The organism is Nitrosomonas sp. Nm84 (assembly GCF_003201565.1).
Classification (GTDB): domain Bacteria; phylum Pseudomonadota; class Gammaproteobacteria; order Burkholderiales; family Nitrosomonadaceae; genus Nitrosomonas.
This window is the reverse complement of sequence record NZ_QJJP01000010.1, coordinates 96,923-110,332: the sequence shown is the minus strand read 5'-3', so window position 1 is coordinate 110,332 and position 13,410 is coordinate 96,923. Positions and strand designations below refer to the sequence as shown.

13 protein-coding genes and 1 pseudogene are annotated in these 13,410 nt (G+C 46.9%); 4 read left to right on the top strand and 10 right to left on the bottom strand.

Annotated elements, in window-relative coordinates:
* Positions 1–76: pseudogene (locus C8R34_RS07165) on the top strand (IS1595 family transposase); the annotation flags it as partial.
* Positions 77–81: 5 nt separating this feature from the next.
* Here C8R34_RS07165 and C8R34_RS07160 read toward each other — a convergent pair.
* From C8R34_RS07160 to C8R34_RS07140, 5 genes are all read right to left on the bottom strand, one after another.
* Positions 82–432, bottom strand: coding sequence for a response regulator (locus tag C8R34_RS07160; RefSeq protein WP_110339266.1), 351 nt, complete (start codon positions 430–432; stop codon positions 82–84).
* 152 nt (positions 433–584) lie between these two features.
* Positions 585–2,042: a TrkH family potassium uptake protein gene (locus C8R34_RS07155; protein WP_110339258.1), complete on the bottom strand. Its 1,458-nt coding sequence runs from the start codon at positions 2,040–2,042 to the stop codon at positions 585–587.
* 11 nt (positions 2,043–2,053) lie between these two features.
* A complete protein-coding gene (gene trkA, locus C8R34_RS07150) occupies positions 2,054–3,505 on the bottom strand; it encodes a Trk system potassium transporter TrkA (protein WP_110339256.1) in 1,452 nt (483 codons plus the stop codon).
* Positions 3,506–3,557: 52 nt separating this feature from the next.
* On the bottom strand, positions 3,558–4,340 hold the full coding sequence (locus tag C8R34_RS07145; RefSeq protein WP_110339254.1) for an inositol monophosphatase family protein: 783 nt from the start codon (positions 4,338–4,340) through the stop codon (positions 3,558–3,560).
* A 2-nt stretch (positions 4,341–4,342) separates the two neighbouring features.
* On the bottom strand, positions 4,343–4,900 hold the full coding sequence (locus C8R34_RS07140) for a thioredoxin family protein (protein WP_110339252.1): 558 nt from the start codon (positions 4,898–4,900) through the stop codon (positions 4,343–4,345).
* 132 nt (positions 4,901–5,032) lie between these two features.
* Here C8R34_RS07140 and C8R34_RS07135 point away from each other — a divergent pair, with 132 nt between their 5' ends.
* From C8R34_RS07135 to C8R34_RS07125, 3 genes are all read left to right on the top strand, one after another.
* Positions 5,033–5,815, top strand: coding sequence for a 16S rRNA (uracil(1498)-N(3))-methyltransferase (locus C8R34_RS07135; protein ID WP_309146178.1), 783 nt, complete (start codon positions 5,033–5,035; stop codon positions 5,813–5,815).
* Positions 5,816–5,835: 20 nt separating this feature from the next.
* Positions 5,836–7,182, top strand: coding sequence for an amino-acid N-acetyltransferase (argA, locus tag C8R34_RS07130; RefSeq protein WP_110339264.1), 1,347 nt, complete (start codon positions 5,836–5,838; stop codon positions 7,180–7,182).
* Between the two features lie 115 nt (positions 7,183–7,297).
* The gene (locus tag C8R34_RS07125) at positions 7,298–7,576 is read left to right on the top strand and encodes an oxidative damage protection protein (protein WP_110339248.1); all 279 of its coding nucleotides are present in this window, start codon (positions 7,298–7,300) and stop codon (positions 7,574–7,576) included.
* A 24-nt stretch (positions 7,577–7,600) separates the two neighbouring features.
* Here the strand turns inward: C8R34_RS07125 and C8R34_RS07120 are convergent, their stop codons facing one another.
* From C8R34_RS07120 to gap, 5 genes are all read right to left on the bottom strand, one after another.
* Entirely contained in the window at positions 7,601–8,029 is a 429-nt protein-coding gene (locus C8R34_RS07120) for a hypothetical protein (RefSeq protein ID WP_110339246.1), read from the bottom strand.
* A 373-nt stretch (positions 8,030–8,402) separates the two neighbouring features.
* Positions 8,403–9,467 (bottom strand): class II fructose-bisphosphate aldolase, encoded by a 1,065-nt coding sequence (gene fba, locus C8R34_RS07115; RefSeq protein ID WP_110339244.1) that lies wholly within the window; start codon positions 9,465–9,467, stop codon positions 8,403–8,405.
* A gap of 127 nt (positions 9,468–9,594) precedes the next feature.
* Entirely contained in the window at positions 9,595–11,046 is a 1,452-nt protein-coding gene (gene pyk / locus C8R34_RS07110; RefSeq protein ID WP_110339242.1) for a pyruvate kinase, read from the bottom strand.
* 15 nt (positions 11,047–11,061) lie between these two features.
* On the bottom strand, positions 11,062–12,240 hold the full coding sequence (locus C8R34_RS07105; protein WP_110339240.1) for a phosphoglycerate kinase: 1,179 nt from the start codon (positions 12,238–12,240) through the stop codon (positions 11,062–11,064).
* Positions 12,241–12,386: 146 nt separating this feature from the next.
* Entirely contained in the window at positions 12,387–13,385 is a 999-nt protein-coding gene (gene gap, locus C8R34_RS07100; RefSeq protein WP_110339238.1) for a type I glyceraldehyde-3-phosphate dehydrogenase, read from the bottom strand.
* Positions 13,386–13,410: the final 25 nt, after the last annotated feature.

The window sequence follows — 13,410 nt, the reverse complement described above, 5'->3', positions numbered from 1 at the left end:
AGAATCTGAGTGGCGTTGGAAAAAACAACCTGATGAACTTGCTAATGAACTATGGCAAATCATCAGATATTATTAACTCTGCTAGTCTAGAGCCTTGTGTATTATGTTCAATAAGCCTTCAGCGGTAAATGGTTTAGTCAGATAATCATCCGAACCTACTATTCTGCCCTTAGCCTTATCGAATAAACCGTCTTTGCTTGATAGCATAATCACTGGAATGGACTGATAGATCGGATTCTTTTTGATTAGCATACATGCTTGATAGCCATCCAAACGTGGCATGACAATATCGATAAAAATGATATCTGGCTGATTATCGACGATTTTAGACATCGCTTCGAATCCGTCTTCTGCCAGAAGCACTTCACACCCCGAAGGCCTCAAAAAAATTTCTGCACTTTTCCGAATCGTGTTGCTGTCATCAATAATCATGACCTTAATACCTTTCAATATGCCGGCATTATCCACGAAGACTCTCCAATTATCTGGTACAAATCATATAAACTTAATGCGGCTGCTGATCATTCTTTTTAAGAATCCATCATCCATTACTACTCACCGTTCGCCGACATTAAAAACAAAAATCATTTCCGCCAGAAAGCAGGGGTAAATATGACCAGCAGTGTAAAAAACTCCAATCTACCTAGTAGCATTGCAAAACTGCATACCCATGTCTGAAAATCTGTCAACAATGCATAAGTAGTCGCTGGCCCGACATCGCCAAGCCCTGGACCTAAATTATTGATACAAGCTACCGCCGCAGAGAAAGCCGTCATGACATTCAATCCACTGAACGTCAAGACAAGCGCCATGGATACAATGCTTGCGGTATAAACAAACAAAAATACCAGTACGGCTTGTATGATCCGGCTTGCCACCACATTTCTACCCAGCTTGGCGGGAATGACCGCATTGGGATGCATGATCATGATCATTTCACGATACACCTGCTGGTATAAAATACGTGCACGGATCATTTTAATACCGCCGCCAGTAGAACCTGAAGATGTGCAAAATCCGGATAAAAACAGCATCCATAGTGGAACGAACATAGGCCACAGGCTGTAATCCGTATTGCTGTATCCGGTAGTCGTTGCGACAGAAACAATGTTGAAAGCCGCATAGCGTAATGCTGTCAATGGCTCCGCATAGACCTCGGCGAACCACAAATACAGCGCTAATCCAACACAGCTGATTAACATAATCACGATATACCAACCAACTTCAGAATCATAGCGATAGGAAGTCAAACTTTTCCCCCGCCAAGCCAGAAAATGAGTTGCAAAATTCACCCCTGCAATCAGCATGAATACAATGGCAACAGCTTCTATAAGCGGTGAATCCCAATAACCATAGCTCGCATCATGCGACGAAAACCCTCCCAACCCCAAAGTCGTGAATGCGTGCATCACCGCATCAAACCAATCCATACCGGCCCATTTATATGCGATAGCACAAGCTAATGTCAGGCTCGCATAAATGGCCCATAGTCCTTTTGCGGTTTCAGCGATGCGCGGGGTAAGCTTGTTCTCCTTCATTGGCCCAGGTATCTCTGCATTCAGCAGCTGTCGCCCCCCCACGCCCAATAGTGGCAAAATCGCTACCGCCAGAACAATTAAGCCCATCCCACCCAACCATATAATTTCACCGCGCCATAAATTGATAGACGGCGGTAGTGCATCCAACCCCAACAGCACTGTAGCACCCGTTGCAGTTAATCCTGAAGCCGCCTCAAAATAGGCCATGCTGAGATTAAGTTGCGGCAAATAAAATAATAATGGCAACATCGCAAAAGCCGGCAGCACCGACCAAACCAGCACTACCAGCAAGAAACCATCCCTTGTTTGCAATTCACGTTTATAGCGGCGCGTCACCAACCACATCACCAAGCCACAACCCATGGTAATCAAGATGGATTCTTCAAACGCCCATCTCGCACCATCATCATTCCACAGCGCCAAACCAAGTGGGATCAGCATCGTCAATCCGAATATCAGGATCATCTTGCCAAGCACATTAACAACAACAAAAAGTCGACTCATGCAGTTATCAACTACAGAAAACCAACATTAACCTGAAACAATTTTTCCACTTCGCGAATCATCTTTCTATTAATTACAAACAAAATAACATGATCTTCCTGTTCGATAACCGTGTTATGGTGCGCGATAATAACCTTTACGCTGCTGCCCGATTCTTGCGAGCGCTTTTCTTGCTCTGAAATCAGGCTGTCGCCAAACACACTTCCCGATTTTGATAAACCTCTCACGATAGCGCCAATTGTGGCACCTTTAGGCAACTTGATGTCTTCTATCTTTCTTCCCACCACATTAGACGATCTTGCATCGCCATGCGCCACCAATTCCAATGCTTCCGCCGCACCGCGTCGCAAGCTGTGCACAGCGACAACATCGCCTTGCCGGACGTAAGCCAATAATGAGCCGATCGTAACCTGTGCCGGCGAAATAGCGATATCAATTCGGCTACCTTGCACCAGATCCACATAGGCGCGACGATTGATCAATGCGATAACTTTATGTGCGCCCATGCGCTTCGCCAACAACGCTGACATAATATTGTTCTCTTCGTCATTCGTTAGCGCACAAAACATATCCATCTCGGCGATACTCTCGCTTTCGAGCAGAGTTTCGTCCGTTACGTCACCGTGCAACACCAGTGCATGATTCAGCTCCTCTGCCAAGCGCTCGCAGGCTTGATAGTTATGCTCAATAACTCTAACCTGGTAATCCTTTTCCAATGCTTCACCGAGGCGTTTGCCGATCTTCCCTCCTCCGGCGATCATCACATGTTTAACCGGCTTATCCATACTTCGCAGTTCTCGCATCACTGTGCGGATATCTTCAGCTGCAGCAATAAAAAATACTTCATCTTCAGCTTCAATAATCGTGTCACCTTCCGGAATAATCGATCGATCTTTGCGAAAAATTGCTGCTACACGCGTATCCACATTGGGAACATGCTTACGCAATTTTTGCAGTTGCTGCCCAACAAGCGCCCCGCCCTTCAATGCACGCACAGCAACCAAACTTACTCTTCCCGCCGCAAAATCAAGCACCTGCAAAGCCTCGGGGAATTCAATCAATTTCTCAATATATTCAGTCAGAATTTGTTCCGGACAAATAGCAAAATCGACACAGAAATTCTCGGTTGAGAAAATCTCTGGATGCGCCAAATATTCGGTGGAACGAATACGCGCAATTTTAGTGGGCGTGTTAAATAAGGTAGCGGCAAGCTTACAAGCCACCAGATTTGTCTCATCGTGCTCGGTTACCGCTAAAATCATATCCGCATCATGCGCACCAGCATTCACTAACACCGATGGATGCGACGCATTGCCGACAACTGTGCGCAGATCCAAACGATCCTGCAATAACGCCAATCGCTTGGAATCAACGTCGACCATGGTAATGTCATTGGCCTCGCTTACCAGGCTCTCTGCCACGGATGATCCGACCTGACCAGCTCCCAGGATGATGATTTTCAATTGTATTCCTTGTCCTACTTTAAGTTTTATATACTATAACGCAGCCAGACTGCTAGCGATTCTCGCGCACCCAGTCACGCCACTGCGTAAATAATCCAGGGTCTAATGCTGCAATCACTGATCGTTGCCATGGTGAGCCCGCCCAATAATCATCCTGATCAAAGCCGCACATTTTTCCGCCTGCTTCTTCGAGAATAAGCGAGCCAGCCGCATAATCCCATGGTTTCTGCCCGCCGTGCAGGTACAAATCAAAATAGCCGGCGGCGGTATAACACCATTCGAGTGCACAAGCGCCATAATTTCGTTGCGATGCAAATGGCGGATAGGCAGCAACTTTTGCCGCAAATTTTCTATCCAGTCGCTTCAAATCGACATTCGCCATCGCACTCGACAATGTGGGCACATATCGCTTAATAGGCAATGGGATTCCATTCAAAAAAGCGCCGCCGCCCTTCGTCGCATAGAACATCTCATCAGCCACTGGATTATAGATCACCCCCAGAACACTTTTCCCTTGTTCCATGAGCGCCACTGAAATTGCAAAGTAAGGCAGTCCGTTAAGAAAATTCGATGTACCGTCAATAGGGTCGATACTCCACAATCCAGTCTGACCCTTAATCCATTGTTCTTCCTGCTCTCCCTTTGACATTTCCTCACCCATGGCAGCCGCCGGATAAATCTTCTGTAGCGCGTCAAGTAAAGCGTTTTGTGCCGCAACATCGGCTTCAGTAAAAAAACTGCCGTCCGATTTCACTTGCCGGTCTACTTGTAGGTAGCGCGGCATGATAACTTGCTGCGCTACCTCTTTAACAACCGCGATCACTTTTTCTAGCACATTTACTCCACACGCCATTTTATCGAGCAACCGATACTGGGAATTTGTTCTTTCGGACCACGACCGGTTTTAGCAACTTGCAGCATCGCTTCAAACAGATCACGCCGCACATCAGCGGGCGCAGCCTCTTTTCGCGACGCATCCAAACGTCCGCGATATTGCAATTCCAACTTGTTATTAAACCCAAAAAAATCAGGCGTGCATACCGCGCCATAGCGTTTGGCGATTTCCTGAGTTTCATCCCACACATAGGGAAAAGGATAATTTAATTGCTTGGCAACCAATGCCATATTTTCAAATGAATCTTCCGGATAATCCGCAGGATCATTGGACATGATCGCGATGGCGTTCATCCCATGTGATTTCAATTCACTCACATCGCGAATGATGCGATCCTGCACTGCTTTCACGTATGGGCAATGATTACAGATGAACATCACCAGTAGTCCGTTTTCCCCTTTTGCGGCAGCCAGGTTATAACGCGTGCCATCAACACCCAGCAAATCAAAATCAATCGCCTTCCAACCAAAATCACACACCGGTGTTTCTAAGCTTGCCATATGCTTTCTCCTACCAATAAATAATATCTTGAAAAGTCTCTTTTCCCGTTCGCCGTCTTTCAAAATCAAAGTAGCGGCCAGACGATGCTGTATACATATCGTGCTATATTATCACGAGTCCATTTATCGAAATTGCCACTTACCTGGGCCATATACTTCAACATGCACGCACGCTTCTATCATCCATCGAAAATCACGATCGGACAAATCGTCGAATTATCTGCTGAGAACAAGCATCATGCCGCGCGGGTACTGCGGCTGAAGGCAGGTGACTCGATTACGTTATTTAGCGGAGACGGCGGGGAGTTTTCCGCACATATCCAAACAATCAGCAAATCCAGCACCGCTGTTTTGATTGATGCTTATCACGACATTGACTGCGAATCATCGCTACATATCGAACTTGCCCAGGCGATATGCGTCAATGAAAAAATGGATTGGATTATACAAAAAGCAGTAGAGCTGGGTGTAACCTGTGTTCAGCCGATTACCACCGACCGCAGCATCGTGCATTTGTCTGATGAACGTTCTTCCAAGCGCCTGCAACACTGGCAGAAAATCGTCATCTCAGCTTGTGAGCAATGCGGCAGGAATCTTATACCACATGTGCTGCCGTTAATTTCACTGCCGCAATGGCTGAGTCAAAAGAAAACCACTCGATCAGCGCATGATGTACATTTGATGTTATCCACAACCGCCACAAAAGGTTTGAGAGAGATCCCCAAACCACCAACTGATGCCAACTTAGCACTTGTTATTGGACCCGAAGGCGGTTTTACGCAGGAAGAGGAAGCAACTATTTTACACACCGGCACCGGTTTCATTCCGCTACGCCTGGGAAAACGCATACTGCGCACAGAAAGCGCCGCTTTAGCCGCTATTGCGGCAATACAAGCGCTGTGGGGAGATTATTGACGATGACTGCCGATATTCAAATGAGCCCCACCACTGATTTTGTTTCCTGGTTCCGCTCGGTCGCGCCTTATATCCATGCATTCAGAGGAAAAGTTTTCGTCATTGGCTTTAGTGGCGAGATGATCACCGATGCAAAATTTGTCAACTTCATTCACGACATCAATCTTCTTGCCAGTCTCGGCGTGCGACTGGTACTGGTACATGGCGCACGTCCACAAATTCAACTGCGTCTGGATGAATCGCAATTGGAAACGCAAACAGTTATGGGCATGCGCGTGACCGATCCCGCCGCGCTGCAATGCGTCAAAGAATCGGTAGGGCGTGTTCATCACGAAATTGCCGCTTTGCTATCGATGGGTCTGCCCAATTCGCCGATGGCCAATGCGTCCATTCGTGTCACCAGCGGAAACTTTGTCACCGCGTGTCCACAAGGCGTCATCCAAGGTGTTGACCTGATGCATACCGGAAAAGTACGCAAAATCAACGCACAGGCGATTCATTCGCGCTTGGAGCAAGGCGACGTAGTGCTAATTTCACCGCTGGGCTACTCGCCAACTGGAGAAATTTTTAATCTGACCATGGAAAATGTGGCTACCGAGGTCGCTATTGCACTCAACGCCGAGAAACTGATTTTTCTGCTGGATATGCTGGATGATACCGCCGCAGCATCCGAGGTTGACAAATCGACAGCGCTACCGCGCGAACTCACTGTTGCCGAAAGTAAATTGCTACTGGAAAACAAGACACCCGCAACGAAGCCTTTAGTCCCGGACGCTATTCGACCATCACTGCAATATGCAACCAAAGCCTGTGAAATGGGCGTGGCACGCACCCACCTGATCAGCCGCCATAACGATGGCGCCATTCTGCAAGAGCTTTTTACGCACCATGGCATCGGCACGATGATCTCGCGGGAGACTTTGCAGGCGCTCAGAAAAGCCAGAATCGAAGACGTCGGCGGCATCCTGCAATTGATCGAACCGCTGGAAGCCGAAGGCATTTTGGTCAGACGTGGCCGCGAATTACTGGAAATTGAAATCGATCGGTTTACGGTGCTCGAGCACGACGGCATCATTCTAGGCTGCGCCGCACTGTATCCTTTCCCGGAAGAACATGCCTGCGAGCTCGCCTGTCTGGCGATCCATCCGGATTATCGCGACTTTGGTCATGGCAACCGCTTACTCAAACATATCGAAAACCAAACCATCTCCCAGGGCATCCATGTCCTATTTGTCCTCACCACGCACGCCACGCATTGGTTTATTGAGCACGGCTTTACCGTAGCCACACCTGCTGAATTACCGAAAGTTAAACAGAATTTATACAATTATCAACGCCGCTCAAAAGTGCTGATCAAACATCTGTAATTTTACTAAAGCCACTTTAATTTACACCGGTAGTTTACTGATTGAAGCGAACGTTTCATAATGGCGGCTTTTTCTTTCCGAACATCCTTTTGACTGATTTGGAGTAGTAAATCAAATGGCAAGAATGGTTAAATGCATCAAACTGGGCCGCGAAGCCGAAGGCTTGGATTTTCAAACCTACCCCGGCGAATTGGGCAAACGCATTTTTGACAATGTCTCCAAAGAAGCCTGGGGACAATGGATCAAGCACCAAACCATGCTGGTCAACGAGAATCGCTTGAATCTTTCGGATATCAAAGCGCGCAAATACTTGGCAGAACAACTGGAAGCGCACTTTTTTGGGGAAGGTGCTGAACAGGCGGCGGGGTATGTTCCTCCGGAAAACCAATCATAATTTCCAGTCGCCAGTGTGAGTAGGTCAGCGCATAGTGTCTTTGTTGAGTTGATCGCTATGTTTCTGCATTTGATTATTCAATACTGACAGAGCTTGTTTTAATTCTAGCACTTCACTTTTTAATGCTACTACTTCGAGCTGCATACTCTCATGAACTGCTTGAGTTTCGGCAATCTTTGATTCCATTTTCTCGTCTTCAAGCGATGACGCAATAAACGGAACAACGACTAACAATGCAGTAGCTATTGCGACTACCGCAGTTAAGCCAATAAGCCACTTGGTCAGTTTCTCGGTAATCATTGCATTACGCACTGTAATTACTGCGTGGACAAAAGCTTCCTCGCTTTGCACACCACTTGGATTTTTATTTAATCTATCCAAAACCTCATTCAAACTGACTTTCAAATATTCATCGGTAGTCGGTATTTCTTTTTTTTCGGCAAACGAGTTCACTTAATCAGTCCCTGATAAACATAGCAATCAAGTTGACTCATGAATCAGCCGAAAGTGAGACCAGCGGATCGAGCCATTGATCGAGCTTCAGCAGCGTTTGCGAAATACCATTGAAAAGAACTTCGATACTATTCATTTCAAATTCTCGTCTGCGTTAACACCATCGGATATTCACCTCTATCTTATTGAGATCTAAAAATAGAATGAAGAATCAACATAAAAGACTTAAAGTTCATTTTGAATTGAGCTCTGAGGACGTGATAGCTAACAAGAAGAAAGACTTATTACCTAAAACTTTCCGATCGCAGTCCTATGATTGATAATGCAGGGCTGCACAATCAATCATAGGCTTATTGAATATTGCCAGTTTTACTTACTTAATAATCGCGTTTAGTTCGCCCTTAGCATAACGATTTGCCATGCTTTCCAGAGAAATTGGTTTGATCTTCCCTGCCTGTCCGGCACAACCGAAGGCTTCAAAGCGCGCTTTACAAATGTCTTTAGCTGCGGCAGTGGCTTCTTTCAGGAATTTGCGTGGGTCAAAATTGCTTTTGTCTTTTTCTAAGCTACGACGAATCGCGCCGGTCATTGCCAAGCGGATGTCGGTGTCGATATTAACTTTGCGCACGCCATATTTGATCCCTTGTTGGATTTCTTCAACAGGGACACCATAGGTTTCTTTGATATCACCGCCGTATTGACGAATAATTTCCAACCATTCTTGTGGCACTGAGCTGGAGCCGTGCATCACCAGATGAGTGTTTGGAATACGTTGATGAATTTCTTTGATGCGTTGAATGGCCAGGATATCGCCCGTGGGTTTGCGGGTAAATTTGTAAGCGCCGTGCGAGGTTCCAATGGCAATCGCCAAGGCATCCACGCCGGTTTTTCGCACAAAATCGGCAGCTTCTTCCGGGTCGGTCAGCAATTGATCATGCGACAACACACCTTCTGCGCCATGTCCATCTTCTGCTTCTCCCATGCCGGATTCCAACGAACCCAGGCAACCCAGTTCGCCTTCCACTGAAACACCAACGGAATGCGCGGTATTGACGACATCTGCCGTGACCTTGACATTGTATTCGTAGGTGGAAGGTGTTTTGGCGTCTGCTTGCAATGAGCCATCCATCATGACGCTGGAAAAGCCGCTGCGGATTGCATTAACACAAACTGATGGAGAAGCGCCATGGTCTTGATGCATCACAATCGGTATATGCGGATAGGATTCTACGGCTGCCTCAATTAAATGACGCAAAAATGCTTCACCCGCATATTTTCTCGCACCAGCGGAACCCTGCATAATGACCGGGCTGTTGCATTCATCAGCCGCTTGCATGATGGCTTGGATCTGTTCCAGGTTATTCACATTAAAAGCAGGCAAACCATAACCGTTTTCTGCTGCATGATCAAGTAGTTGTCTTAGTGATACGAGTGCCATTTAAGTCTCCTTAAAAAATTATCTTAATAAAATCGTGTCTTAGTATAAGTATTCATCTTAATAAATATCTTTTGGTTTCTCACCGCTGCCAATGCGCTAATGCTCGAACGGCATTTCGGCAGACAGTTTATGGTGCGTCAATCCCATGCCGCGATTTCCATTCGCCGACCTTGATAATTTTCATGGTATTGGTACCACCCGACTTACCCACTGGCTCGCCGATCGTCATTACCATGATATCACCATTGCGTACGACGCCGCGCTTAAGTAATTCCTCTTCAGCAAGATTCAAGATTTCTTCCGGATCACTAAGCCCCTCACCAAATTCCACCGGATAAACACCTCTGAACAACGTCACCCTTCTACGTGTTTCTTCATTGGGGCTTAACGCAAAAATAGGCACTTTCGAGCTTCTTCGTGACATCAGTAACGCAGTAACGCCACTTTGCGTTAACGCGGCGATCGCACGAATCTGCAATCCGCTGGCGGTAAACATGGTTGCACGCGCAATGGCTTCTTCGATGGTAGCCTGGCTGATCGTTGTGACACGTCGGTCATGACTGACCAAATATTCCTTTTCAGCTTCCAGACAGACCCTTGCCATCGCCTCAACCGCCTCAACCGGATATTCACCGGCAGCGGATTCTGCCGACAGCATCACGGCATCCGTGCCATCGAGTACGGCATTAGCCACATCCGACACTTCAGCACGCGTTGGAATCGGATTAGTAATCATCGATTCCATCATCTGCGTAGCTGTTACCACCAGTTTATTATTCGTTCTTGCCGAGCGAATCATTCTTTTCTGCAAAGCTGGAACCGCTGCATCACCGACTTCGACAGCCAGATCACCGCGTGCTACCATAATGGCATCCGATGCTTCCAGAATATCATCCAGCGCAAGTATGGCTTCGGAGCGTTCAATCTTTGCCATGATCATGCTTTTCCCACCCGCATCTTGCATCAGCGCACGCGCTTGCCGGATGTCATCGCCTGAGCGCACAAACGATACCGCCAAATAATCCGCGCCAAACTCTGCGGCCGTTTTGATATCTTCCAGATCTTTACTGGTGAGTGCGGGCGCCCCTAATCCACCGCCTTTGCGATTAATCCCTTTGTTGTTCGACAGCACGCCGCCCTGTTCAACCACACAAAATACCTGGTGTTCCCGAACTGCGGATACACTCAATACAATGCGGCCGTCATCCAGCATCAGCGTAGCACCTGCTTCCAGATCATTCGGCAACTCTTTATAGTCTAACCCGACCTTTTCCTGGTTGCCTAACTCGCAGTATGCGTCGAGAATAAACTGGTCGCCTACTTCAAGTCTGATCTTACCATTCTCAAATCTGCCGATACGTATTTTCGGACCTTGCAGGTCAGCCAGAACGCCGACCGTGCAGCCTGCAGCTCGTGCCAGTGAGCGTGTCAATTCCACAAATTCAATATGCTGCTCGCGCGTACCGTGCGAAAAATTGACTCGAACAACATCTACACCGCCCCTGATCATACGTTCCAATATTTTCGGGTTATTACAAGCAGGACCCAGTGTTGCTACAATTTTTGTTCTTCGAATCATTATTTTTCTTGACGATTAATTAGCACGTAATTCCAATATTTCTACTGCAGGCAATTTTTTACCTTCCAAAAACTCAAGGAATGCACCGCCAGCAGTTGATATATACGATACTTTGTCATAGATATCGTATTTCTGAATAGCCGCAATGGTATCACCGCCACCCGCCAACGTAAAAGCGCTTGTCTCTGCAATGGCTCTGGCAATTTTCTCAGTACCGGCGCCAAACTGATCAAACTCAAACACACCCACCGGACCATTCCACACCACAGTTCCTGCACGCATGATGATATCCACCAATTCCTGCGCACTTTTGGGTCCGATATCAAAAATCATGTCATCATCAGCAACATCGCCCGCGTCTTTCAATACCGCCGGCTCGTTGGCATCAAACTTTTTACCGACCACGACATCGACTGCGATTGGGATCGATGCATTGCGTTTAGACATTTTATCCATCAGCATTTTAGCCGTTGGCACCAGATCATCCTCGCACAATGATTTACCGACATTCTTACCGGTCGCTTTCAAGAATGTATTGGCAATGCCGCCGCCCACGACCAATTGATCAACTTTCTCGGATAACGATTCGAGCACTGTCAACTTGGTTGAAACTTTCGAGCCGCCCACAATAGCCACCATCGGACGTGCCGGACTCAGCAACGCTTTGGTCAGCGCATCCAGTTCTTCGGTGAGCAGAATTCCCGCGCAAGCCACGGGTGCATACTTGGCAATGCCATGGGTCGAGGCTTCAGCGCGATGCGCAGTACCAAATGCATCCATTACAAAAACATCGCACAATTTTGCATACTTCTGTGCGGTTTCTTCTGAATTTTTCTTTTCGCCCTTATTGATGCGGCAATTCTCGAGCACAACCAATTCTCCGTCAGCCACCTCAAAACCACCATCGACCCAATCACGGATCAAGCGCACCGGCTTATTCAAACGGCCCGCAATATTATCCGCCACCGGTTTCAGTGAATTTTCCTCGGTCCATTGACCTTCTTCAGGACGACCCAAATGAGAAGTAACCATCACTTTTGCGCCCTGTTTAAGGCAATGATTAATCGTCGCCATTGAGGCGGTAATACGTGCATCCGATGTCACCTTACCATCTTTCACAGGTACATTCAGATCAGCGCGAATAAATACACGCTTACCCTTGAGATCAAGGTCAACAAGTTTAATAACAGACACGGCAAACTCCAGAATTGTCTTTAAGAAAATAAAAGGATAGCAAACGCTACCCTTTATGTCTCATCCAATTGAATATTAATGTTAAAATAGCAATCAAGACTTACTGATATTGATTCACGCTCAATTGCATACTTTCAAATGCAAAACTACTTGGCAACGGTACGAACCATCTCCAGCACTTTGGTGGAATAACCCCATTCATTGTCGTACCATGCAACTACTTTAACAAAGCTTTTATCTAAAGCCATACCTGCTTCAGCGTCAAAAATGGAAGTACAGCTTTCGCCCCGAAAATCGGTGGATACCACTTTCTGATCAGTATAGCCCAGCACACCTTTCATGGAACCTTCAGAAGCATCCCTCATCGCTTTGCAAATATCATCATAAGAGGCATCTTTTTCCAACTCAACGGTCAGATCCACAACAGACACATCCGATGTTGGAACGCGGAAAGCCATACCGGTAAGCTTTTTGTTCAACTCAGGTATAACAACACCCACTGCTTTGGCAGCACCGGTTGAAGATGGAATGATATTTTCCAGAATACCGCGACCACCACGCCAATCTTTGTTAGATGGACCATCAACAGTTTTTTGTGTCGCAGTTGCCGCATGCACCGTTGTCATCAGTCCACGCTTGATGCCCCATTTGTCATTCAATACTTTGGCAATCGGTGCCAAGCAATTCGTGGTACAAGAAGCATTGGAAATAATGCTCTCGCCTTTGTAAGACTTGTCATTCACGCCATACACAAACATCGGCGTATCATCTTTGGAAGGCGCCGACATAATCACTTTCTTGGCGCCCGCTGCCAGATGCTTTTCACAGGTTTCCTTGGTCAAGAACAGGCCGGTCGATTCAACCACAACCGTTGCACCGACTTCGTTCCACTTGAGTTCAGCCGGATCTTTAACCGCTGTCAATCGAATTCTCTTGCCATTGACCACCAAGGTATTGCCATCAATCGCAATATCGCCCTGGAAACGTCCATGCACTGAATCGTGCTTCAACATATACGCCAGATAGTCAGGTTCCAGCAAATCGTTGATCGCAACGATCTCGATATCCGGAAAATTCTGTATTGCAGAGCGAAAAACCATGCGCCCGATACGACCAAACCCATTAATACCTACTTTAATTGTCATATAAAACTCCTTAAAAGAAACTTGT

Bases quoted from the DNA above. Each gene is read 5' to 3' on its own strand.
- C8R34_RS07125 (WP_110339248.1), top strand. From the start codon at position 7,298: ATGGCAAGAATGGTTAAATGCATCAAACTGGGCCGCGAAGCCGAAGGC.
- C8R34_RS07140 (WP_110339252.1), bottom strand. From the start codon at position 4,900: ATGGCAAGCTTAGAAACACCGGTGTGTGATTTTGGTTGGAAGGCGATT.
- argA (WP_110339264.1), top strand. From the start codon at position 5,836: ATGAGCCCCACCACTGATTTTGTTTCCTGGTTCCGCTCGGTCGCGCCT.
- fba (WP_110339244.1), bottom strand. From the start codon at position 9,467: ATGGCACTCGTATCACTAAGACAACTACTTGATCATGCAGCAGAAAAC.
- C8R34_RS07160 (WP_110339266.1), bottom strand. From the start codon at position 432: ATGATTATTGATGACAGCAACACGATTCGGAAAAGTGCAGAAATTTTT.
- pyk (WP_110339242.1), bottom strand. From the start codon at position 11,046: ATGATTCGAAGAACAAAAATTGTAGCAACACTGGGTCCTGCTTGTAAT.
- gap (WP_110339238.1), bottom strand. From the start codon at position 13,385: ATGACAATTAAAGTAGGTATTAATGGGTTTGGTCGTATCGGGCGCATG.
- C8R34_RS07155 (WP_110339258.1), bottom strand. From the start codon at position 2,042: ATGAGTCGACTTTTTGTTGTTGTTAATGTGCTTGGCAAGATGATCCTG.